This is a genomic window from Paenibacillus sp. GCM10027627 (assembly GCF_042675505.1).
GTDB lineage: Bacteria > Bacillota > Bacilli > Paenibacillales > Paenibacillaceae > Pristimantibacillus.
The window spans coordinates 489,860-513,725 of the sequence record NZ_JBHTHB010000003.1; the positions used below are offsets into that span (position 1 = coordinate 489,860).

The 23,866-nt window shown below is 45.8% G+C and carries 21 protein-coding genes, 1 pseudogene and 1 CRISPR repeat array; of the genes and pseudogenes, 1 reads left to right on the top strand and 21 read right to left on the bottom strand.

The genetic code is table 11. From position 1 onward, the window contains the following. Positions 1 to 32 precede the first annotated feature (32 nt). Positions 33 to 1,181, bottom strand: coding sequence for a copper amine oxidase N-terminal domain-containing protein (locus ACFQZE_RS14050; RefSeq protein ID WP_379357946.1), 1,149 nt, complete (start codon positions 1,179 to 1,181; stop codon positions 33 to 35). 515 nt (positions 1,182 to 1,696) lie between these two features. Between ACFQZE_RS14050 and ACFQZE_RS14055 the strand changes: the two genes are divergently transcribed. Further along, positions 1,697 to 2,296, top strand: coding sequence for a hypothetical protein (locus tag ACFQZE_RS14055; protein WP_379357948.1), 600 nt, complete (start codon positions 1,697 to 1,699; stop codon positions 2,294 to 2,296). Positions 2,297 to 2,705: 409 nt separating this feature from the next. Here ACFQZE_RS14055 and ACFQZE_RS14060 read toward each other — a convergent pair whose 3' ends face one another. The 20 genes and pseudogenes from ACFQZE_RS14060 to cas7c form a co-directional block, all read right to left on the bottom strand. After that, positions 2,706 to 3,068 carry a hypothetical protein gene (locus ACFQZE_RS14060; protein WP_379357950.1) on the bottom strand — a complete coding sequence of 121 codons (363 nt, stop codon included), beginning with the start codon at positions 3,066 to 3,068 and terminating at the stop codon, positions 2,706 to 2,708. A gap of 63 nt (positions 3,069 to 3,131) precedes the next feature. Continuing rightward, the gene (locus ACFQZE_RS14065) at positions 3,132 to 3,710 is read right to left on the bottom strand and encodes a hypothetical protein (protein ID WP_379357952.1); all 579 of its coding nucleotides are present in this window, start codon (positions 3,708 to 3,710) and stop codon (positions 3,132 to 3,134) included. Between the two features lie 140 nt (positions 3,711 to 3,850). Then, positions 3,851 to 4,378 (bottom strand): hypothetical protein, encoded by a 528-nt coding sequence (locus tag ACFQZE_RS14070; protein WP_379357954.1) that lies wholly within the window; start codon positions 4,376 to 4,378, stop codon positions 3,851 to 3,853. Positions 4,379 to 4,382: 4 nt separating this feature from the next. Next, positions 4,383 to 4,538 (bottom strand): annotated as a pseudogene (locus tag ACFQZE_RS14075) (nucleic acid/nucleotide deaminase domain-containing protein); the annotation flags it as partial. Positions 4,539 to 4,869: 331 nt separating this feature from the next. After that, the gene (locus ACFQZE_RS14080) at positions 4,870 to 5,226 is read right to left on the bottom strand and encodes a hypothetical protein (RefSeq protein ID WP_379357956.1); all 357 of its coding nucleotides are present in this window, start codon (positions 5,224 to 5,226) and stop codon (positions 4,870 to 4,872) included. After that, the gene (locus ACFQZE_RS14085) at positions 5,227 to 6,681 is read right to left on the bottom strand and encodes a deaminase domain-containing protein (protein WP_379357958.1); all 1,455 of its coding nucleotides are present in this window, start codon (positions 6,679 to 6,681) and stop codon (positions 5,227 to 5,229) included. A gap of 276 nt (positions 6,682 to 6,957) precedes the next feature. Beyond that, positions 6,958 to 7,959, bottom strand: coding sequence for a cell wall hydrolase (locus ACFQZE_RS14090; RefSeq protein WP_379357960.1), 1,002 nt, complete (start codon positions 7,957 to 7,959; stop codon positions 6,958 to 6,960). Between the two features lie 286 nt (positions 7,960 to 8,245). Continuing rightward, complete coding sequence (locus tag ACFQZE_RS14095; protein WP_379357962.1) at positions 8,246 to 9,196, bottom strand: helix-turn-helix transcriptional regulator; 951 nt, start codon at positions 9,194 to 9,196, stop codon at positions 8,246 to 8,248. A gap of 261 nt (positions 9,197 to 9,457) precedes the next feature. Continuing rightward, positions 9,458 to 10,453 (bottom strand): cysteine synthase A, encoded by a 996-nt coding sequence (cysK, locus tag ACFQZE_RS14100; protein WP_379357964.1) that lies wholly within the window; start codon positions 10,451 to 10,453, stop codon positions 9,458 to 9,460. Positions 10,454 to 10,502: 49 nt separating this feature from the next. Further along, positions 10,503 to 11,471, bottom strand: a complete 969-nt coding sequence (locus tag ACFQZE_RS14105) for an ABC transporter ATP-binding protein (protein WP_379357966.1) — start codon at positions 11,469 to 11,471, stop codon at positions 10,503 to 10,505. Further along, positions 11,458 to 12,450 carry an ABC transporter ATP-binding protein gene (locus tag ACFQZE_RS14110; protein ID WP_379357969.1) on the bottom strand — a complete coding sequence of 331 codons (993 nt, stop codon included), beginning with the start codon at positions 12,448 to 12,450 and terminating at the stop codon, positions 11,458 to 11,460. Before ACFQZE_RS14110 ends, ACFQZE_RS14105 begins: the two co-directional genes overlap by 14 nt. Then, positions 12,447 to 13,253, bottom strand: a complete 807-nt coding sequence (locus tag ACFQZE_RS14115) for an ABC transporter permease (RefSeq protein WP_379357971.1) — start codon at positions 13,251 to 13,253, stop codon at positions 12,447 to 12,449. The genes ACFQZE_RS14110 and ACFQZE_RS14115 overlap by 4 nt, the downstream gene beginning before the upstream one ends. 13 nt (positions 13,254 to 13,266) lie before the next feature. Beyond that, complete coding sequence (locus ACFQZE_RS14120) at positions 13,267 to 14,205, bottom strand: ABC transporter permease (protein ID WP_379357973.1); 939 nt, start codon at positions 14,203 to 14,205, stop codon at positions 13,267 to 13,269. Between the two features lie 59 nt (positions 14,206 to 14,264). After that, complete coding sequence (locus ACFQZE_RS14125) at positions 14,265 to 15,848, bottom strand: ABC transporter substrate-binding protein (protein WP_379357976.1); 1,584 nt, start codon at positions 15,846 to 15,848, stop codon at positions 14,265 to 14,267. A gap of 2 nt (positions 15,849 to 15,850) precedes the next feature. Further along, positions 15,851 to 16,555 carry an HAD family hydrolase gene (locus ACFQZE_RS14130; protein ID WP_379357979.1) on the bottom strand — a complete coding sequence of 235 codons (705 nt, stop codon included), beginning with the start codon at positions 16,553 to 16,555 and terminating at the stop codon, positions 15,851 to 15,853. Further along, positions 16,552 to 18,294, bottom strand: a complete 1,743-nt coding sequence (locus ACFQZE_RS14135) for a CocE/NonD family hydrolase (protein ID WP_379357982.1) — start codon at positions 18,292 to 18,294, stop codon at positions 16,552 to 16,554. Before ACFQZE_RS14135 ends, ACFQZE_RS14130 begins: the two co-directional genes overlap by 4 nt. A 587-nt stretch (positions 18,295 to 18,881) precedes the next feature. After that, positions 18,882 to 20,846: direct repeats of the CRISPR family, unit length 33 nt; unit sequence ATTTCAATCCACACATCCCTCACGGGATGCGAC. Positions 20,847 to 21,027: 181 nt separating this feature from the next. Further along, complete coding sequence (gene cas2 / locus ACFQZE_RS14140) at positions 21,028 to 21,318, bottom strand: CRISPR-associated endonuclease Cas2 (protein WP_379357984.1); 291 nt, start codon at positions 21,316 to 21,318, stop codon at positions 21,028 to 21,030. Between the two features lie 9 nt (positions 21,319 to 21,327). Next, a complete protein-coding gene (gene cas1c, locus ACFQZE_RS14145) occupies positions 21,328 to 22,359 on the bottom strand; it encodes a type I-C CRISPR-associated endonuclease Cas1c (protein WP_379357987.1) in 1,032 nt (343 codons plus the stop codon). Continuing rightward, complete coding sequence (gene cas4 / locus ACFQZE_RS14150) at positions 22,356 to 23,012, bottom strand: CRISPR-associated protein Cas4 (protein WP_379357989.1); 657 nt, start codon at positions 23,010 to 23,012, stop codon at positions 22,356 to 22,358. The genes cas1c and cas4 overlap by 4 nt, the downstream gene beginning before the upstream one ends. After that, complete coding sequence (gene cas7c, locus ACFQZE_RS14155; RefSeq protein ID WP_379357991.1) at positions 23,002 to 23,862, bottom strand: type I-C CRISPR-associated protein Cas7/Csd2; 861 nt, start codon at positions 23,860 to 23,862, stop codon at positions 23,002 to 23,004. Before cas7c ends, cas4 begins: the two co-directional genes overlap by 11 nt. Positions 23,863 to 23,866 lie beyond the last annotated feature (4 nt).

Below are 23,866 nucleotides of genomic sequence, written 5' to 3' on the forward strand. Positions count from 1 at the left end.
TGAAGACTAATTAGTTGCCGGCCGGACATCGCTTACTTTGAAATCTCATAAAAATAACTATCTAGATAAAACATATTCTCGAATTGTCGTAAACCGTAGTCAGGACTGAATGTATCACTAGCAACTACCGACTCCAGAGATACAAGAGCATAGCCTTCGTACCAAACGTTTTTCTGCATCTTATAGGAGTCGGATGATCCGGTTGCATCCCAGTTGTCTAACAATGTTTGCGAGGTATCTTCCGCAGAAATGATCTTAAACTTAAACCGGGTAGGAACCCACAACAAGTCTCCTGATTCAAAAAATGTAGTCAGTTCAGGATCAGCGTAACCTTTAACAATAACTTTATTTTTCTTGACCCAATCTACATATCTATCAATCGCTGCTCTATGCCCATCTCTTCGATAAGAATTTTTAGTGATCGTCCCGGAAGCATTCTTCATAAATACATTAGTTAAAGCCTCTTTAGAAACCGTTCTGTAATCAACATTAAGTTGAGCCTCGTACCAATTGCGGACTTTTCCTCCAATAGCATCTGCATACTCTTTAAAAACTTCAAGATCCTTAGGTTCAACAAAAGACCTGCTTCTTTTTTTACCGTAGAAAGAATAGAACTTCGTCTTCTCCAGGTCCGTCAAACGCATCCAGTTGGCATCCCAAGTTTTGCTGTACTCACGTCCCCATGGATCAAGCTTAACTCCTCCGGCAGCGATCTTTGCTTGATATTTAACATCCGTTACCTTAACTGAATGAGCAGGATCATCCCATTCCACTTTAGAACCTAGCACTTCGCTCACAAAACGAAGAGGCACCATCGTACGCCCTTCATACTTTTCAGCAGCTGTATCCAGTTCTTGCTTCACTCCGTCTACCGTTACGGTTTTGGATCCGATGGACATACGAATTTGTTTGGAGCCAAAGGTAAGAATAGCTGTGTTTGTTTTCTCATCCCATTTAACTGTGGCTCCAAGCTTTTCGCTAACGAAGCGTACCGGAACCATCGTGCGGCCGTCGGTGTTAATATACGGTTCCGTATCTGGAAACTTAACTTTTTGACCGTTTACGACTACTGGAATGATACGCAAATCCTTCCCCGGTACGGCTGATGCCACCCCAGCTATTGATCCGCCAGCCATCATTGCAACTGCTAAAAGAGATACTATTGTTTTCTTGACCATCATCTCATTCTCTCCTCTTATCTATTTGATTTGGCTCTCAATATATGTATTGAAACTATTTACAAAATGGAATAAAGCTTCCAATTTAAAGATTACCACATTTTTACTTTATATTAAACCACGTTTCGACATATTAAGAGACTTTTTTACTAGATTTCCAAAAAAGTGCATAGGCCGATTGGTAGATATACACTGACATCTTTCATGTTGTGTTTAAAGGTCAATTAGTCACTTGGAAAATAAAAATGAGCCATCTATGATCGTAAGCGATCGTAATTGGCTCCTTCGGTATGATCTGCGTAACGATGTCTAGATAATCAAGCTAAATTATAATTTCATCAGTAACCGGTTTATAAGAAAATTATATAATCGTTTTCCAGAAATAGAATCCATCTCTTATTTTTGCGTAATCAAATATTATTGTTAAGAATGTAATTCTGTTTTAAAATAGCAATAGTTTTCTATTACCGACTTGGACTTTTTGTTTTTTCTTAACAAAAGAATGGGGAGACAATCATTTGGGAGCGATATTAGATTCCGCGGCGATTATTGTTAGTATTGGAGGTATTTATTTTGGTGCTTGGTTTGGTACAAAAATGGCTAATAAACAAAAAGAAGCCGAGCAGTTAAAAGCTGATCAAGAAACCAAGAAAGCATATCTTCACATATTAAATGATGAGATAAGAAATAATAAAAAACTTTTGCAAAGTATGAAATCGTATCAAACCAGAAATCCTGCAATTGAAAATGCTTTTGATCCCATATTAGTAGGCTCCACACATCTCCAGTCTGAAGCGTGGAATCTATTGGTTGCCTCAAAGGTTTTTGCTATGTTGACTGGTAAACAACAAATTAATTATCAGTTAGCTAATAATGCGGCCAAAGAAGTCGCTAGAATCGTTCAGATGGAAGTAGCTGAATGGAAAAGAATCTATGCATTTTATGAATTCAGTGACAGAAACATGGGGCTCTATAATATATCTGAATTAGACTTAAAGACTTATGAACAAATTAATAGGCATTTAGAAAAGACGATTTCTGATAACTTAAGAATTATTAAAATGGTTTGCGAAAAAATTTCAAACAATTGGGATGATAATATAGTGATAGAGCAATAATGCAATACTTTATTGATATCATGCAACCGGAGTTCTAAACTTAAAAGATGCGAAGGGAGGTATACTCTATGAATCTTCAACTAAGCTTAGATGCACCTAAATGGCTTGATGCTCGAACTATAATTTTTGCCCCTACCAGTAGTTACGTATATGGAACACAAACTGATAACTCTGATAAAGTATATGGGGGTCTGTATACCTCCTGGGGTGCGGGCTGCCGATGACTTGAAAGTCACTCCCTAAGGCTAGTTATTAATTGATAATCGTCATTTTAATAAACTGTTGATTTATATCAATAGATCCGTTCTTGACGTTTAGGTATAGGATAATAAAAAATGAATTTTTGGCATGCAAAAAAAGGCTCGTTCCTTTTCATCAATTCAAGTTGGAATAAGTCTTTAGTAAACAGTTATAAATTCCCTTCCTCATAGGGATAGTTCAATAATGCTAAATTTTCTTTTGTCATGTACCATGATCGATATTCATCCAAATCATTGCTGATAAGTAGAGACCCTTTAATTCTTTTAAATAATGGATAAGAAGAATCATCCTCTAAAATCAAATCAAAGTCGTTCATATTCAGTATTTTTTCAATTACTTCCAGTAACTTTAACCATTCTAAATCAAATGTACGCGTTATAAAATGAATACTAATAAAAACATTCGTATCTATACCATAAGACTCGAGAATCGCTTCCCGATCACGTTCTGTATAGTCTTCTTCATCCTCTAAATCAATACGTATTGAAAAATATGTGCATCCGACATTCACACATTTAGCATAGGATCTATTCCATGCCTCCGCTTCATAATCAATTAATTCTACAAATAATACTTAAGTGTTTTTGTATTTAACATAACGATCTTTCATCTCATGATTCATATTTCCAAATGAGTATTCAATGACATCATGGAAATTTAAAGCGACACTTTTCAATTCATAAACGTATGTTTGTGGATTTTGCAAAAAAAATCTCGGAAGATTATGTAGAGCTCTTATTGTTAGATGTATTTTGTTTCTATCCACTAATAATTTTGGCTTCAATAACTGTGTTAATTCCAAAACCAAATCATTCATCAAGCTTATAATCACTATGCCCTCTTTGGTATTATGGACGTTTTTAATATAAGTATTAATTTGCTGTTCAATTTCAAGAAATGAATCAAATCGAGTGTCATACCATTTCCCTATATTCTTTCTTTTTTTGCATAATTCACTGAAGTCTCTTAGTAATTGCTCATCATCCTTGGTGTATGCAGTGTCACTCATTCTCATGAGTATTCTTTGCCACATAGCAACATGTATCTTTAATGTTTTTCTATAATTAAATTTCCATATTTCACTGTATGCTCGACCTTTTTCTGCTACAAACCCTATATATAATATTTCAGCATAAACATTATTTTTCTTCAAAATATCCTCACTTCTTTCAAATATCATTACTCGTTTTATTAAGTCTAGTACTTTAACGAAGTAGTAGCTTTAATATGTATGGTGTTGTTTTTCTATAGTTATGTACGTTGTTTGTGACAAAGAAATTGCCCCACCCAGTTTTATAATCCAGTTTCATAGTCTTCTATTAGATGTGACCAGTATCCATCAAGATCCTTTATTGCTACGGGATCAATTTGCTCATACAACTTACGTAACTCTCGCGCATATTCTTTTTCGTTGTATTCACTTTTTTGTTTCATTTCCATTGCTAATTCATGCCTTATTAATTCAAACAAAAAAAATGTTCTTAAGTTTTTATTTAGCATATAAATTGGTGGATTATGATGGGATGAATTAATAAAAAGTCCATCACTACCCCTTTTTAAGTAAAGTCCGTTCAGGTCAAGTATACCGTAACATGAATAATGACCAATATGAATAAATTCTTCACCTTCAATTAATGTTTTTTTAAAAGCATCCCTTCCATAGAATACAAAATTATCATAATTCTCTGGTACTCCAATGGATACCATAAAGTCAGCATCGTCATGACTTATACCAAGTCTCACCAATTCGTTATAATCATAGTCTCGTAATTCAGAATCATAATACTCTCGAATTTCGTAAATATCAAATTCAAGTTTCATACTCTCACTCCTCCTTTAACTTTTCAAGCTCTTTAGCTAATTCAGCATTTCCTCGATTTCTTGAATTCGGGTCCCCATACTCAACGCTGTAGGTTACTTCAGCATCAGGAAATGGTGAGGCAAGTAGTTCTTTACAATTATGTCCACCAAGGATACAAGGTTCCCTTTCAGTCTATACACGATGAACAACATACGTCTGTCCATTCTTTTCCGCGAGGATTATGTTCTCATATAGAACTATTTAAAATAGGATTGTTTTTCACTCTTCGGCTACCCGTTTAATGATTAAAAAAAAAGACTTTCCGAATAAACCATTCGCAAAGTCACTGTATTCAAACCTATTACTCAACTTATCTAGTAGAACATCGATAATATCCAATTGTAACTAGGCCACGGCTACAATATAACTGGACTTTTAATTTTTGACGTTTTCAGAACAATCATTTATCCGATTCCTGCAAAACAATCACAAAATAAACGGCTTAAAAGTATCATTCGGATTCAAGAGATAATTCCTTATACTTATTTCTAACCAGTTCAATATATTCTTCTAAATACTCAACTTCATGTTCATTTAAACTATCTTGATAGTTAATTTTGTCTGATAGTTCTAAAATTCTTTTTATATTTTTAATATCTAATTCAGTAAATGGAACACTATGTCTCATCATTAATTGGGTTATTAATGAAACGGAAAGAATACTATTAGTATTATCAGCAATTATATATTCATAGAAAGATTGATGACAGATACCAGCAGACTGCTCATAAGTATGTTCGTGCACTGTAACCTCAAAATAAAAACTATCCGTTATTAAATATTGTAGTTCAAAAAAATTTATGCTCATTTAATTTCCTCCCCCTTTGGTTTTGTAGATAACTTCTATTTCTATATTCTGATATGTTTCTTTAAATTGTCTAATAACTTCATTACAACTTGGGCAACAATCTAAATCAGTATACAATGTTATTTTTCCAACCGCATCTCTTTTATTGCCCAAGGACGTGGCTATCTCGTTGAGAATTTTAAATTCGGTGTCCTTACTTCTATCCCATGCCCCGTCACCGTCAACAATATTTTCTTTGTTAACCTTTAATGTAGTAAATACCTTATCATTTATTAATGGCTCAATAGAAATATCTTGTATTTTTCCCCTGGCAGTTGAATCCTCAATATCTTCCATTTTACTTATACCGCTATGAGCATAATAATCTTTCTTATTTAAACCTTCTATATTAACCTCAGCATATCCAAAATTGTATTTACCTCTTAGTTTACTGGGCAGATTTTTTTTCATTTCCTTTACTTTATTTATTAATGCCGCATCCGATACTTCCTCTAACTTTCGAGATGTAATTGTGACTTCTCCAACTTTCTTGTGAGGAGGAACATCAGGAGCATTTACCTTCGGAACCTTTAAAGCAGGAATAAACAGCCCTGCAAATCCCATCACATTGCCCACATGCTCCTTGGAGCCAGGGTCTTTCGGGAAGAGCGCTCCATCAATGACACCCAGTAAACCCGAGGATAAATAGTTTGCAAAATGGTAAACCGACTCATTTTTCTTGTTATTCCGCTCTACCATTCCTTGATAAAATCCGTACGGAATCCCTAGTGTCATATGATTCAGAAAATCCCCAAACGAATCATCGGATTTGATTGCACGCTCTCTATGAGCATCAAACATATCCACAAATATGCCCTTAAAGCTATCTATCGTTTCTACAAATCCATCTACTGCTGCTTTCCCTTCATTTTTTATCGCTTTCCAGCCTTCTGTCCAAAATATATCATTAAAATATTTCCAACCAGGCTTTTCGTTACTTTTATCCCCTTTACCCGGCTGAGCAGAAACGGCTTGAACCGCTTGTACCTGCCCTATTCGTTCAGCATACCACTGCAAAGAGGTAAACGTCACTTTTCCCATCACGCCAAATCCAGCTATCTGTTGAGGGGTTAGCTTAGCTCCGGGCCTTGGGGTTGCTTTCCATCGGTCACTAGGTGGAGCTAAAGGATTACCGCTGCTAAAATGAGCCCGCCTTTCAATAGCTGCCTCTGTAAGCTCGTATTGCTCAATGCCATATTTCACAAAAGACTGCACTTCCCGCAGCTTGCTATGCAGCTCATGCATTTTATTCGTCGCTTGATATAACCGCGATCCTATATTCCGACGAGAAGCAATTGCAGAATCGACATAAGTGGACCTTATCCCGCTTGTAATCGATGAAGATTTGAGGACACTTCTATCCAAGCCCGCTTGCCCTTGCCGAACGCGGCTAATATCCACATAGATGTTAGCCATGTGTAAACCTCCCAGAAACCTCGATCACGGTTCAGTTGTAGGTAGGTCTTTAGATGTAAGTTTTAAACCATGTTCTTCAAATCTAGCACAATTTTCCTATAGAGGAAATGTTTTTTTGAGCTTCTGCTAGCGGCTGATTCATCAAAAAAAAGACTTTGCGAACAAACCCATTCGCAAAGCCTTTTCATCCAAATCTATTTCTAAGCCTATTCAAGCTATTCATAAATCTATTCAAAATTCTATTCACAAATCTATTCTAAAACCAATCCTTCAGCCTTACTTAGCAAAACTATGATGTCCAATCGTGACAATGACATCAAGGTTATCCCAAAACTCGCCTTTGGACACCTTCGGGTTAAAGAAATAAACGGCGTTTTTCACGTTGTTTTTGCCATTGAGTGCATCTTTGGCAGCCCGCATGACGCTGGCGTTCGGTTTGCTCTTGTCCAGCATTCCGTTATGCGCAGGAGGGAACTGCCTACCGGAGTAGATAACGCCTTTAATCGTGTCCGGGAACCGTGGGTCTTTCACGCGGTTCAAAATGACATTCGCTACGCCCAATTGGCCCTCGTATGACTCGTTGCCGGATTCGATTTGAGTAATTTTAGCCAGCAGCGTCAAATCTTCATTCGTAAACGGCTTCGCTTTGTGGTCAAAAATGGACGGCATCACAACTCTTAGCTTAGTGCCCGGTTTAATAACGTCTTTCGCGTCCCGCTCATTGCGATCGAGCAGCTTCGCTTTGCTTTTGCCCGTCTCCTTGCTAATTTCAGCTAGGCCATACTCCTCGGTAACAACCGCAGGCGCTACTGTCTTTAACTCAACCGTATCTTCTTTATCGTTCCACTTCACGGTCGCATGCAGCATTTCAGCCATCTCGCGCAGATTAACATACAAATGCCCGCCAACTACTAGGGGCGTCTGATCCGTCACATAGCGCTCTTCGTTAAAATAGACGACCGGCACCTCGTTGCTCAGCACAATCGTATCTCCAAGCTTTGTATGTAGGGTAGCTTCTTCCGTCTTTTTGTCCCATTTCAACTTGGCTCCAAACAACTTGGACATGCTCGAAACGGTAACTATAACTTTCTCATCCAGCTTCCGCACCGGTTCGTTCATCTTCACAGCTTTCCCGTCAAGCTCTATTATGACGCCCTTAGCCACTGCCGCCGTCTCTTCCTTGGCTGCAGCAACCGATAGCGGCATGGCGCAGAGCAAAAGCATCGCGCATAACGCGAACAGCAACCTCTGCCCTCTTCGCTTGGTTGTTCTGATCATGATTACCTCCCAGTCATCTCGTAAATCAATTGATTCCACTGTCATTCATGCTCTTCGGAGATTATACCACAGCTCTAAGCGCTTTCAGCATTAACGTTTTCACAGAATTGACCATTTATTTCGCGCATAAACTGTTTGTTCACCTAATTTTCAAATTTTTACACCCCTTTGGGGCCGCTCCGAAAACAGAAAAAAGCTGAACTTAGCGATTCAGAATCGCTAGAGCAGCTCTTTCTTAGAGGTTAATTAAAGTGTAAAAAGCACGAGCTATATTTACTTAGTTTCCTTAAGAATAAAGCTTTACCCATTCCTGAAGCTCAATTACAAATGACTCGCGAGCAGACTGAGGCTCCACGATTTCCGCCGCAGGACCGTACTGGCGCAGCCAGCGTAGAAATTCGTTTTCGTTATTGACGGTCACTTCGAATATTAAGCTGCCGTCCTTTTTGTCCTTCATTTTTGGACGAACAAACAGCTCCTCCTCTTTTATGGAACGAGCCACTTCAGGGCTAAATCGAACCTTAAACGTCACATGGCTGTCGCTTTGCTCGCCGGACCAGGTATGTTTAAGATGTTTTTTAAGGCTGAAGCCGCTTTTGTCAAATAGGTCGTCCGTCAGCTCCACTTCGTTAAAGCGGCTAATTCGAAACGTTCTAACTTTTTCTGTGCTGTGGCAATAACCAATTAAGGAGAACCGCTGCTCCCCAGGAACAAGATAGTACGGATCGATCCGGCGCTCTGTCGTTTCTTCACTGGACTGGGCATGGTAAACGGCATTAATGGATTTCTGTTCAAGAATGGCTTTCACTACTTTATGCAAAAGATTGGGGCTCTCTTTCCGGTAGGCGGGAGTTCCCACTTGAATAATTCCGGTAATATCGGCTATTAGGTTATGTTTTTTGGATTTTTCGCGGCGGTGCGTCGCCAATATTTTATCGTATGCGGTATCGAAGCCGGGCGGCAGCTTGTCCCTATCGATGACAGACGGGAGAAGGGAAACGACGAGCGACTCTTGTTCGGTAAAATTAAGGGGATGCATAAAAAACTTGCTGTTAAAACGATACCCCGTCCCTTTCCCATCGCTCGTTATAGGCGCAAAAAGTGCGAGCGTATCAATATCCCGGTATATAGCGCGGACATTTGCATCATATTTAAGCGCAAGCTCAGCCGCCGAAATGCCCGGATTGGCTTGAATAGCATTCATAATATTAAAGAGGCGAACTACTTTATCCGTCATATGAATGAGTCTCCTTCCTATTTTAAAGAACGCTGATTCTATCGCACCTGGATAGTTTGTTAGAACGGTAATTCGACAACGCTGCCTGTTTACCCTTTTCACCCAGTCCCATTTCCATAGATGCGCTGCACTTTTACCTCTAATGAAATAAAAAGCCCCATGCGTGCAAAAACGCATAAGGCATGCTTGAGAAGCTCTACCGTCTCAAAGCTTTAGGTTACTTTCTATTCTACTCCCTTTAAGTCTACGCTCAAAAGCTCCCTACAGGCTTTCAGCCGGCGCTGCCGCGCGATCTAATTCCTCCAGCTTCCTTTCCTCCGGATCATCGAACAAGCCTAAACTTAAATATCTCTCCCCTGTATCCGGGGCGATACAAAGCACACGCTTTCCCGCTCCCAGCCTGCGAGCAACTTGAATGCCCGCCCATACGGCTGCGCCGGAGGAAGGACCGGCCAAGATGCCTTCCAGCTGAGCCAAATCGCGGGCCGTCTGCCATGCGGCTTCGTCGTCGATTTGCAAAACTTCGTCGATGACCCCTTGATTCAAAATAGGAGGAACAAATCCGGGACTAGTGCCCGGAATTTTATGCGGACCCGGCTCTCCTCCGGAGAAGAGGACAGGGGAGTTTTTCGACTCCACGGCATAAACCTGCACCCCAGGCAGAAGCTCCTTCAGCTTCTCTCCCGTACCGGTAATCGTGCCGCCCGTTCCTGCCGTAGCCACAAACGCGTCGAGCTCTCCCTCCATCTGTTCCCATATTTCAATCGCCGTTGTTGTCCGATGAATACCCGGATTCGCTATATTTTCGAATTGATTGGGAATATAGCTGTTTGGAATCTTCTCTTTTAACTCATTAGCGATCCGAACGCCGCCTTCAACACCTTCATCAGCCGGAAACAAAATGACTTCCGCGCCATACGCTTTGAGCAAGCTGATCCGCTCCCGGGACATGGAATCCGGCATAATGAGAATAGAGCGATAGCCCTTCACAGCGGCATTCATCGCGAGGCCGATTCCCGTATTTCCGCTCGTCACTTCAATAATGGTATGGCCCGGCTGCAAGTCGCCCCGGCGCTCCGCTTCGGCAATCATATTGCGCGCAGCCCGGTCTTTTACGCTTCCGCTGGGATTATAAGCCTCCAGCTTTACAAACAGTTCAGCATCGTCCGCCGCTGTCAGCCGATTGATCCGAATCACGGGCGTATTTCCAATCAGCTCCTCTATACTGCTTGCCACAAATGCTCTTCCTGCCGGCATCTCGATCCCTCCCGCATCTTCTTTCCATCTACCCGCACTTCGCGAATTGTTATGCAAAATGGCAGCTCACCGCATGCTCGCTATCCACCTGCCGCAATTCCGGGCTTTCCACTCGGCAGCGCGGCTTAGCAGATCTGCATCGGCTATAAAAAGAGCAGCCCTCCATAAGACCGTGCGAACTGACAGAAGCTTCTCCTTGTAAAACGATTCGCTCCCGCCCCTCGCCTCGCAGATTGCCGGGGGCCGCCGACACTAGAGCCTGCGTATACGGATGAAGCGGCTGTTCATACAGCTTTGAGACTTCGGCCAGCTCTACAATTTTCCCGCTGTACATCACCGCTACTCTATCGCTCATATAGTGAACGACATTCAAATCATGAGAAATAAACAAATAGGTGAGCGAGTCATGCTCTTGAAGCTCCTTCAGCAAATTCAAAATTTGTGATTGCACGGACACGTCGAGTGCGGATACAGGTTCGTCTAGCACGACAAATTGCGGGCTCAGCATTAACGCGCGGGCGATGCCAATTCGCTGCCTCTGGCCTCCACTCAGCTCGCGGGGAAACCTTCTCGCGAACGAAGGGCCAAGACCGACGCGGCTCATCATCGCTTCCACCCGCTCGCGCCTTTCCGCTCCCCGGCCCAAACGGTGAATGCGCAGCGGTTCTTCGATAAGCTCCGCAACGCGATGCTGAGGATTAAGCGACGTATACGGGTCTTGAAAAACATACTGGATATGCTTGCGCATCTCCTTCGCTTTGTTCCCCCGTAGTCCGCCTATCTCCTCTCCCCCGAATCTGATTGTGCCCGAAGTAGCGGGAAGGAGTCCCGCCGCCATTTGCCCCGTGGTCGATTTCCCGCTGCCGCTCTCGCCTACCAGCCCAAGCGTCTCGCCTCTGCGAATAGTAAGAGAAACCCCGTCGACGGCGCGAATCGTCTCTTTCCTTCGCCATTCTCCTTGGCGGGCATATAACTTTCGAAGTTGATCGATCACAACTATAGCTTCAACGGCTGACATGGGCGATGGCTCCTTCTTCTGCTACGGCCAAACAGCTCGCCGTATGATTCGAACTGACTTTGACCTGCAATGGGATTTCGGCGAAGCAGCGTTCTACGGCATGAGCGCACCGGGAGCTGTAAGAACAGCCCGAACCCCTCTCATCCAGCGCAGGCACCGTTCCCGGAATGGAAAACAATCGCTTGTTCTTTTTGGCTGGGGTCGGAATTGATTCCAGCAGGGCGATGGTATAGGGATGACGCGGATGGCGAAAAATGCTCGCCGCGGGCCCTTCCTCGACCACTCGTCCGGCATACATCACCGCAACTCGGTTGCACACCTCAGAAACGACGCCTAAATCATGCGAGATCAGGATGATCGTCATTCCTGTTTCCTTCTGGATCTGCTGCAACAAATCTAAAATTTGCAGTTGAATCGTAGCATCAAGCGCCGTCGTCGCTTCGTCGGCAATGAGCAGTCCTGGCGAGCAGGATACCGCCATCGCGATCATGACGCGCTGCCGCATTCCGCCCGACAGCTGATGCGGATACGCCTTGAGACAAGCGGCCGGATCAGGCAAGCCCACTTTCTCCAGCAACCCTGCCGCCCGCTCTGTCGCCTCTTTCCGGGACAATGGCATATGAAGCCTAAGCATTTCCACCAGTTGCCGCCCAATGGTTAAAGAAGGGTTAAGGGATGTCATCGGATCTTGAAATACCATGGCAAGCTCCTTCCCTCTAAGCCGGCGTAACTCCTCCCCGGAAGCTTGCCCCAGCGCCTTCTCCCTGTAGACGATTTCTCCTTCCCTTATTCGCAAAGCGGGAGGCAATAAGCCGGCAATCGCTAAGGACAATACGCTTTTCCCGCAGCCAGATTCCCCCACTATGCCAAGAACGTCGCCAGGATACACCGAGAGCGACACTGCTTCCAGCACAGGAAGCGGGCCGCGAGACGACTTTACGCCAACATGCAAATCCTTTATTTCTAGAAGCGGCTTCATCGGCTTTCTCTCCAGTCGCGAATGCCATCGCCCAGCAAATTAAAAGCGAGCACGGTAATCGTGATCATGACGCCGGGAGCGAGCGTAAACCAGGGAGCTTTGCTCATATAGCTTTGCGACTCGTTCAGCATTCTTCCCCAGCTCGGATCGGGAGGCTGGACGCCCAGCCCCAAATAGCTTAACGCCGCTTCCACCAAAATCGAAGTGGAGAACGTGAGCGTTGCCGTCACGATAATCGGAGAGAGCGCATTGGGAGCGATATGTCGGGCGATGATTGTCAAATGCCCTGCCCCAAGCCCTTTTGCCGCTTTGACGAACTCGGACTCTTTTAGCTGTAGAAAGCTGCTCCTGCTGACGCGGGCAAAGGCCGGAATCGACAGCACGCCGATCGCGATCATCGTTTGAAACAAACTGGGATGGAACAGAGTAACCAGCAATAGAGCGAGCAATATACCCGGAAAAGCCATCAGCGCATCGATTCCCCTCATCAGCAGCTCATCCGCCCATTTCCCCAAGTAGCCCGCCACCGCTCCAATTGCAACTCCACCAACTAGGCCGATGGCGACCGACACCGCTCCCACCGCAAAAGCGGTCTTCGTCCCCTCCATAATCCGGCTCAAAATATCCCGCCCAAAATTGTCCGTCCCCAACCAATTGAACAGCGACGGCCCTTTCAGCCGATTGGCAATATTCATCTCGTTGACATCGTAGGGTATAAACACCAAGCTGGTCAGCCATATGGCCAAAAGAAAGGAAACCAAACCGCCGCCGAGCCAAAAGGTAATCCCTCTTGTTTTCCTCACTTTTTGATCATCCTTACTTTAGTCTGATTTTCGGATCCAGCCATCGATAAGACAAATCCACCAGAAAGTTAACCGTAATAACCGTTAACGCGATAAAAAACACCAGCCCCTGCACAAGCGGATAGTCCCGATTGCCGATCGCTGTAATGAGCAGACTGCCAAGTCCGGGCAGCGTAAACACCTGCTCAATAACGAGACTTCCCGCCAGCACCTCCCCAAAATTCATTCCAGCCACCGTAATGACGGGGATGAGCGCATTTTTCAGCACATGGTTCGTGTAGACGTGGAATTCGGGAAGCCCTTTGCTGTATGCGGTACGCACATAGTCCATATTCAACTGCTCCAAAAGGGTCGTGCGCAAATAACGAACCAAAATCGCGATTTGCGGGATCGCAATAGCGACTGCTGGCAATATGAGCGAGCCCAGAGCTTGCCACGGGTCCTCCGACCAAGGCACAAACCGGCTCACCGCAACCCATTTCAGCGCAAGGCCGAACACAAGTATGAACATGATTCCGGTCCAAAAAGAAGGAATCGCCAGCCCAAGCTGTGTGCCAATCGAAACAATAAGATCGACTAACTTCCCTCTCCCTCTCGCGGCTGCGATGCCAAGCGGTATGGCGACCGCTATCGTAATGGCGAAGGATAGGAAAGCAAGCGACACCGTCACGGGAACGCGGTCCACGATCAAGCCGAGTACAGGCTGCGAATAACGGAGCGATTCTCCCAGCTCAAAACGCGTCAGGTCGCCAAGCCAATGCCAAAACTGCTCCAGCAGCGGCTTATCCGCTCCCAGCTTGGCAAGCAGCGTCGCGATTTGCTCCTCCGATGCTTCCGTTCCTAATATGGCAAGCGCCGGATTGCCCGGAATGACGCGAAACGCGAAAAAGGTAAGCAGGACAACAAACACCATCGTCAGAAGAAGCGTGCCCAAACGCTGTATGACATACATGTGATCACTTCCTTATTGGATACGGTGCCAAATCGAGGAGGGGCCGCCTATCCATCCCGCTACTCCGTAAAATACACCGTCGACAAATCTTGAACGTAGATCGGATATTGCTTGTATCCGGCCAGCTTTTTGTCCAGTGCGACGTTCAGGTTCGGGTCCATAATATAGAGAGCCGCGGCATCCTGCGTCAGAATGGTTTGAGCCTTTTTGTACAGATCGACCCGTTTGGCTAGATCAAGCTCGGTTAACGCTTCTTTTAAAGTGGCATCGAACTGCGGATTGTTGTAATTAAAAAAGTTGTTCGACGCATCGGAAATATATTTGCTTAAAATATCATGCGGATTCAGCTTACCGTCCAGACCGATAATTGTCGTGTCGTAGTCCCGGCCTTTGTATATCCGCTCCAGCCAGACCGCCCATTCCACAGGCTCAATTTTCACCTCAATGCCGACTTTGGAAAGCTGTGCGGCAATGACTTGAGCCGTATCGACATGGAACTGATAGTTGGAAGGGACGGACAACGTAGTGGAAAATCCGTCCTTCAGCCCCGCTTCGGCAAGCAGGCTCTTCGCCTTCTCCACGTCGTAGGCATAGGTATTCTCCAGCCCTTCCTGGAAGTATTGCTTGAAAATCGGGCTTAAGTTCGAGCCCAGTTTCGTTCCTTTTCCAAAAGCGACCGCTTCGATAATTTCGTCCTTGTTCACCGCGTAATTGATCGCCTGACGAACTTTAATATCGTTGAAAGGCTCCCTCGCAATATTGAAGGTCAGCAGCTGAACGAGATTTTGCGGCGCGCTAATGCTTTGGAACTCCGGACCAAGCTGCTCCAGCCTTTCCGTTCCAATTCTCGGATAAATATGCGCCTCCCCCGACTTCAGGGCGAGCAAAGCCGCTTCCGCATCGGTAATAATCCGGAACTCGACTTGATCGAGCTTAGGCACATCTTGGACGTAGTAGTCCGCAAACTTGGCAATGACCAGCTTCTGGCCAGGCACATATTCCACAAACTTGAACGGCCCCGTGCCGATTGGCGTTTTGTTGCTGTCCTCGTAGCCTTTTGGAATAATGGCGGAAGTGAGCGAGGTCAAGAACGACGTATTGTTCTCTTTCAGCTTAATGACGACCGTCGCCGCATCAGGAGTTTCAACTGCATCCACACTTGCGAATGCGGGCGAAAGCGGCTTGCCGCTGTCTTTGCCAGCGAGACGGTCATAGGAATATTTCACATCCTCAGCCGTGAGGTTCGCACCATTATGAAACTTGACGCCTTGGCGAAGTTTAAACGTGTAGGTCAGTCCGTCTTCCGAAACCACGTAGGATTCCGCAATTGCCGGATACACTTCTCCTTTGTCATTTGGCTTAAGCAGCCCTTCAAATACGTTGAACAGCATTTCAGAAGTGCCCGCCGCCACCGCCAAATGAGGGTCTAGAAAATCAATGTCCTGCGGAACAATAACGACAATATTGCCTCCTTCAATCGGGTTTCCCGGCGCGGGGGGGGTGGTATTCGCTCCTTCTTCAGTACCGTCCGGCTTAGCCGGCTCGTTCGTGCTGCTGCAAGCGGATATTATCGCAACGATTAGTGCCATTAGGGCGATTAGGGTCATTTTGAACCAGCGGCTGCGATTAAGTTTTTGTTTCATCTTCATTCTCCTCGTCCATCCTGTAGTAAGTGCGGTATTGCTTCTATAGAAGGTACGACATGTTTGTAGCTCAGCTCCTCGATGCCGTATGTTCCGAAGCGGTTGATCAGCACGGCTTCCATTCCGACCCCGGCGCTGCCGAGCACATCGTCGTAGTAATTGTCTCCGACATACAGGCACTCCTTGGCCGATCGTCCCGCAAGCTGAAGCGCCCGCTGGAAAATTTCTTTGGTCGGCTTCTCGGCCCCAATCTCGGAGGAAATGACAATGTGGTCAAAATAGTGCAGCAGCTCGCCCTCCGCAAGCACGCTTCTCGCCGACGCATCCCAATTGCTAATAAGGCCAACACCGATCGCCCTGCGCTTCAACTGCTCCAGAACCGCCCCAGTGAACGGAAATGGCAGCCATCTCTGCCTATGAGAAAGCTGAATCTCCCCCATACGCGCCCATTGCCGTTGTAAATCAAAATGCAAACCCAGCTCGTAATTCAGCATGCCAAGGTACCATGGCATAAAAGCCGATACCCCTTTGCCAAGCGCTCCGGGGTAGTCCCTCATGAACTTTTTGTCCATTGCATGATAAGCTCTCTCTACCCGTTCCAACGTCATGGATACGCCATTTTCCTGAAGAAACTGCCTGTAGACCTCTTCCCTTGGCTGATAAACAAGCGTGTACCCCAGATCAAACCAGATGTAGGATTTGTTCATGAGCGGTCACCTTTTTGTACAATGGGCAGCCAAATCGCCGAAGGATATCGTCCGTCATGGTAGATCGTTTGGGTCGCGGTCACAAAGTCGGATTCCGTCACCTCGCCGGGCTTTTTGAACACATTGGGGTGGCGGTCGTAGGTAGGGAACAGCGAGCTTGTTACATCTATGCGAATGGAGTGCCCTTTTTGAAAAATGATAGCGGTAGAGCCAAGAGAAATGACGTACTCCAGCACTTCACCCGGAGAAATTGGCTTAGGATGCTCTAGCGAATGGCGGTAGCTGGCTCTGACGATCCCTTCCGCCACATTGTAGGCATTCCCGTTCGGATGCACATCGACGAGCTTGACGACAAAGTCGGTATCTTCGGCTGTAGTAGACGCATACAGGATTGCTTGAATGTCCCCCGCCACCTCGATCTCCTCTTGAAGTTGATCTGAAGTGTAGACGAGCACATCGTTTCTGACCTCAATGGGCAGCTGGTTTTTGGGACCCATGGGAGTGAGCTCAGGTACGGCGCCGGATCGTCCTCCAATGGCAGGAACAGGGATCGAAGGATGATAGACGAACAAGTCGGGATGTTCATCGCCCGGCCTCTCCTCGCTTATTGTCCCGTCTCCATTAATGGAATTGGCTTTTCTTTCACTGTGCAAATAAAAGGGGGTCGGCACAGCCTCAGGCGGAGGCCACTCATTTGCTTCTTTCCAAGTCCCGCTTCCCATCAGAAAATATTGCACAGGAGGCGTCCCCTCCCACTTCTCCACCTCTCCCTTCAGCCATTTGCCGAACCATTGTAGCTGCAATTCGTCTATTCGGTTTGCCGCATGCGGGCCAAAGTCCAGTTCACCGACGTAACGAGACCACGGCATATGATGCCAAGGCTCGATATAGAGATACTGGTGCTCTCTCGCCTGGCTGGTTGCTCCCCTCTCACGGATCGAAACGAAATTTTCAATCGTCCCGTCCAAAAACAGGTCGTACCAGCCGCCAATATGGAGAGCGGGTACTTCAATGGCGTTGTATCTATCTTTAAGAGAGGTAGATGTCCAATACGAATCTCTTGCGGGATGCTCTAGCCATTCCCGGTAATAAGGAGCAAGCTCCTCGGGAATGGCCGGGCTATCCTTTAGCGGCAAAGAGCGATATACGCGATGAATATTCGTCATATGGGCCGCCAGTTCGGATGCTTGGTCGGGCCGGCTTTTGCGAAGCGCCGCATCTTGAGCCACAAACAAAACCCAAGACTGCATACATGCAAGTGCGAATGCTCCATTCCGGTAAACCCCGCCTTGGTACGTGTCTGAGCCTGTCATAGCAGGTGCGATACAAACCAGATGCGGCGGTTTGCTTAGTGCCGCTTGCCACTGAGCTGCTCCTACATAAGAGAAGCCGTACATGCCTACCTTGGGCAAAGCATACGGAAGGGAGGCAGCCCATTCCACCGTATCGTATCCGTCATCTCTCTCAGATTGGTGCGGAATAAACTCGCCTTCGGACTTCCATCGTCCCCGTGTGTCTTGAACGACGACCACATAACCATGCTGGGCGTACCAAGTTGGATGCCCATAGTTCATCGTTTGCGCATCCTCTTTGTTGTAGGGTGTGCGCATAAGCAGCACAGGCCAGCGCCCCGAGCCCGCCGGGCGGTAAATATCTGCGCGTAATCGGATGCCGTCGCGCATCGGTACGGGAACATCCTTTTCGACGAGGATTTCGTTCAGAGGTACTCTGCTTGTCATAGCTGATTCAGCCTCTCCCCTATTCGGTCATGTTTTTTGGGAATAAAAAAGGAGATGCAGAGTTCTAATCCCGTGCAAGGGGTAGAAGCTACATCTCCGGTAGACCGGTCAATTTAACTTGATGAGGTGAAGAAAATATATTCTTTGTTATCCCATGAGTTTACTTGGTTTAACGAACATAGTAGCACAGGATTGAAAATACTGTCAATGAGGTATTTTTTGAAGGAGGTGGGAAGAAGGTAGAGGCTCTAGTGGGAGGGAAGGTTTTTGTTTCAGATGTGAGGTTTGTCTGGTTCTCTTGATCTGATCAATTTTACATATCAATGTATGCCCTCATCGTATGCGATGCGAATAGGGCTTTCTTGCCAATGGGGCAATTCTGTTTGTTTCAACCAGCCAATGCATCCCTCTTGGGGTGCAATCCGGCATTTTTCCTGTTCGGCAAAGTCAATAGCATTTTAATCCACACATCCCGTAGAAGTGCAACTATATCCTCAATTAATCCACCAATGTTGGTGATATTTCAATCCACACAAACCGTAAGGAGTGCGACGCTGTCACCAAGATACGATGCCCCTCCGACGGTTATTTCAATCCACACATCCCTCGCGGGATGCGACAGTCAGACCACGCAAGATACGGGCCACAGCGCCGATTTCAATCCACACATCCCTCACGGGATGCGACAAACCTACTTCACTCACGATTTTTAGACCAAAAATTTCAATCCACACATCCCTCACGGGATGCGACGTTGTTCTATCGGGAGTGTGATTCGGCGGGATCGAATTTCAATCCACACATCCCTCACGGGATGCGACACGCCATTTGACTTTTTGCGTTTGGCAGTTGAAATTTCAATCCACACATCCCTCACGGGATGCGACACGTGAATCTCTTGAGCTGGCACGTGCTGAAATGATTTCAATCCACACATCCCTCACGGGATGCGACTACTTCTCAGAGGATCGAAATCCCGGTAATGATGATTTCAATCCACACATCCCTCACGGGATGCGACTGGCATCCCCAAAATACATCTTGTCACCTGCACATTTCAATCCACACATCCCTCACGGGATGCGACGAGTTTATCCGAGAGCGGAGATGTCGAGCTCATCATTTCAATCCACACATCCCTCACGGGATGCGACAGTCCGAGCGCCTTCGATACTTCCGCCAAACCTTATTTCAATCCACACATCCCTCACGGGATGCGACTTTTGCTTACAACTTTTATTGGCCTATTATCAGATTTCAATCCACACATCCCTCACGGGATGCGACGAGGGCGACACCGTCCTATCGGTGTCGGAGATTAATTTCAATCCACACATCCCTCACGGGATGCGACCTTGTTTAGGAGGTAGCGCGACTATGGGATTTTGGATTTCAATCCACACATCCCTCACGGGATGCGACGGAGCCGCTTGCTCTATCAAATCCAACCCCTCAATTTCAATCCACACATCCCTCACGGGATGCGACACATTTGAGCCTTCGAAACTGTGATATTGTGTAAATTTCAATCCACACATCCCTCACGGGATGCGACTTAAAGCTGCCGACTCTTCCCCTGTTACAACAGATTTCAATCCACACATCCCTCACGGGATGCGACTGGCATCCTTCGCCCAGTGTCCGGCAATGTCCGTATTTCAATCCACACATCCCTCACGGGATGCGACTTGCCTGCTGCCCCGGCCTCAGTACAAATAGCGGATTTCAATCCACACATCCCTCACGGGATGCGACCGCTATAGAAAGTCATGTAACCCACTTAGTAATATTTCAATCCACACATCCCTCACGGGATGCGACTCTTCCCGTAGCATTTGTCCTCCAAGATGGACAAATTTCAATCCACACATCCCTCACGGGATGCGACGGACGCGCATGGCGAGCGCCCCCCAAAGACTAAATTTCAATCCACACATCCCTCACGGGATGCGACGCTTCTCGTTCAACAATTGGAGTTTGTAATTTAATTTCAATCCACACATCCCTCACGGGATGCGACCTATGGCGGCGAGCTGCCGAGGCTGTTTCTTTTGATTTCAATCCACACATCCCTCACGGGATGCGACATGCCGTACTTGACCAACCACATACGGAGCCCCGATTTCAATCCACACATCCCTCACGGGATGCGACTTGTAGTTTTAAAATATGCATATCGTCGAAAATATTTCAATCCACACATCCCTCACGGGATGCGACATACAAACTCGACATGCAAGGTAAGTACATTTGATTTCAATCCACACATCCCTCACGGGATGCGACAATAAGGGTAGACGCTTACGGACTAGTAGTAAGTATTTCAATCCACACATCCCTCACGGGATGCGACAGATAAAATAATGGCTTGTGAGTGGTGAGCTGAATTTCAATCCACACATCCCTCACGGGATGCGACAGGGGCTTGCGCCCCGTTGATTACATCAATTCCGATTTCAATCCACACATCCCTCACGGGATGCGACGACTTTCAAACTGATAGACTGTGTGATTTTGGCATTTCAATCCACACATCCCTCACGGGATGCGACAGCCAATTTTGGCCAAATCGGGCCAAAATATGCGCCCATTTATCCAAAAATAGCCTCAAACAACGACCAAACTGTAAAAAAACGGCCCCTTGCTCCGTCAAAACACAAATCCACCTTAAAAATCTGGTGCGAATCCCCTAGGGAAATCATGTTCACTTCACATTCGCACCAACTATTCGCACTATAAAATAAGAGGGCCCTCTAAATCAAGAGATTCTTTTACGCCGATGTGTTCGACCTTGCTTTTGTAGTTGTTGCCTAACTGATAAAAGCGTAAGCTATCCTGCTTCACATCGATAATCTCTTTTAGCTCCAGCTTCAAAGAAGCAAACTGAGCCGCATCCACAATGCACTCAAAGACCGAGTTTTGGACGCGCTGACCATAGTTTTGACAAGCCTTAGAGACCAGCCTAAGCCTCTTTTGCCCTCCATCGCTTTTTGTACTCACATCATAAGTAATTAATACGAGCATTAACTACACCTACTTCCATAAAAAAGGAGGGTACTCATCCAGATCATCGCGCAAATATCGTGCCAATAGCAAAGCCTGTGCATGAGGAACTAGCCCCCAGGTTATTTTCTCCCCGAGAAACGGATGTGTGATATGTTCTTGTTTCTTCGTTTGCCAAGCATGCAGAAACTTCTTTCGCCCTTCTTCCTTCAAAAGCACAGCACCGTTCTCCTGCTTATAAAAATCATCCCGATCCAGCACCTTTTTATTAATGAGGGACAAAACAAATCTATCCGCAAAAACGCCACGAAGCTCTTCCATCACATCCAGTGCAAGCGAAATCCTTCCGGGCCGATCCCTATGCAAAAAGCCGACATAAGAATCTAGCCCCACACCCTCCAGCGCGGCCGCCACGTCTTTGGCTAATAGAGAATACGCTAGAGACAACAGCGCATTGACGGGATCAAGCGGCGGTCTTCTGGAGCGCCCACGGAAGTAAAAGTCTTCCTTCTGCTGCAAAATCATCGAATCAAACTTTTTGTTATACACAACAGAAGCTTGTCCTTCCAAACCTCTCAGCCGTTCCAAATCCTCGCAATCTCTCACTTCGATCATAATGGCCGACAATTGTCCAGAAGCTTCCTTAAACCGCTCTACATCAATTCGAAGCGGATAATCTCTTGTCATCCTCTCCAGCATCCATTTGTGGTTGTATATTTTCCCTACAATAAAATTCCGCGCCATTTTGGCCGATTGTCCTTCGTCGTCTGACAGGCGATATTGCCTTTTTCGCAAAAGAACATTTCCATTGCTTTCGCCAATCACCCGCGCACTAAATCGGCCGTTCATCGTGAGGAACACCAAAGAGATATTGCGCTCCGCACAATATCCCATTAACTTTGGACTGGCACCTCTATAGCCAAAAGCGACAATCGACTCTAAATTATGCAGCGGCATTCTCGCAAACTTTTCTTGCTCCTTCAAGAGAACGATATTATCTCCATCAAGCGACAAATAGACATCCGGCTGAGTAATGTACAGAGTATTCAGCAGCTTCTTCATTCTTTTATTTTCCCTTCAACATAACTTTTGACAGTCCGCTTATTCATAAGTTCGGGCAAACATATGGACTGAAGAGAGCAATTGTCGCAGAACTTCCCTGTCTTTACTTTAGGAGTATGTCCCCGCTTATAATAATCCCGCATTTCGGCAAAAGTCGATTTTACCTTCTCCCTTAAGGCTGTAGTAATCGGAACCTCGACTCTATGCTTAATTTCATTATAGTAGAAATATCCGACCTCAATTTCGCATGCCAGCATCTCTTCTAGACACATCGCCTGTGCGGCTAATTGCAGCAAATCCTCGTCGCCTTGCTTTGGTTTGCCTCGCTTGTACTCTACTGGGTAAGCCAAATACTTGCCTTCAGCCCCATGAAGAGAAACGCCAAAATCGCTGCGAATAAACTCGACCACATCGCATTTCCCCGAAATGCCGAGCGTACGGGAGTAAATGGACATTCCTCGTGCAATAAGCTTATCGCCCCGTTTCTCCCTTACAAAGGGATTATCCGCTTTCTTATGCAAATAATCCCCTTCAATGGTTTTTACATTTTCCGCCCATTGCTGTTCGATATGAATAATAGCCCACTGCCGCTTGCAAAATTGAAAATGCTGAATGCCCGACAGCATCAAAAAGTCTTCTTCCTTATAGTCCATCCAACTCTTCAGCTTTCAAGCCTTCCAAAGGAAGAGCATTGAATTCGTAATGCTCAAACGCTTTAGGCTCGGCATCAAGTCTCTCAACCAGCAACGAGCGGTGAACTTTAGCCGAAGAATATTGACCCAATTTGGAGCTATGCTCCCACCAAAATACTTTATGAACTTCCATGCTGCCTTCCGGTCTTGCGGAAGAAGCGTCATTTTCAAACAAGCTGACAAGAGCCTGCTTAAACTTCTGTGCATCATCGTTCGTAAATCCTGTTTTTTCCGCAAGCTGCGTATTAATACTTCCATAGAACACATAGACTCCGGAATCGACGCGATGCTTCATCCCCATAGTGTCGGAGCCTCTATCTTTGCCGGGCTCGGAGTTTACGCTTTTCGTTATTTGCAAGCTGGTAATATCAATAGGATCAAGGCTTGTAGCCGCATGAATCGACACGGGCCCTCTTACTCCAACAGATACGCCTGCCCCTTTATCCGCTTTGAAAGCAAATACTTGGCCGAAGCTTCTGACATCCAGCCATTCTTGACAAGCAATGCGAGCAAATTCATCGCTCGAACCCGTTTTTGACTTTAAAATTTTCTCAAGCTCTGCGTTTGCATCTGCCCGCTCTCTCAGGCTTCCATACGAATCCGATTTGCGATCATTGGACTGGACGAAAATCGACTCCCCCATATCCTGAAGCCGGTTGCGAATTTTGCGCTTAATGGCCACATCTGAAATCTCTCCGTAGCCGTCGAAATTTTGCCGAGGCCGATTGCCATTGAGAGGATCGCCGTTCGGATTAGCCTTGGAAACAGATATAACTACAGCAAAATCTATTTTATGATCTAAAGTCGTCATCGAT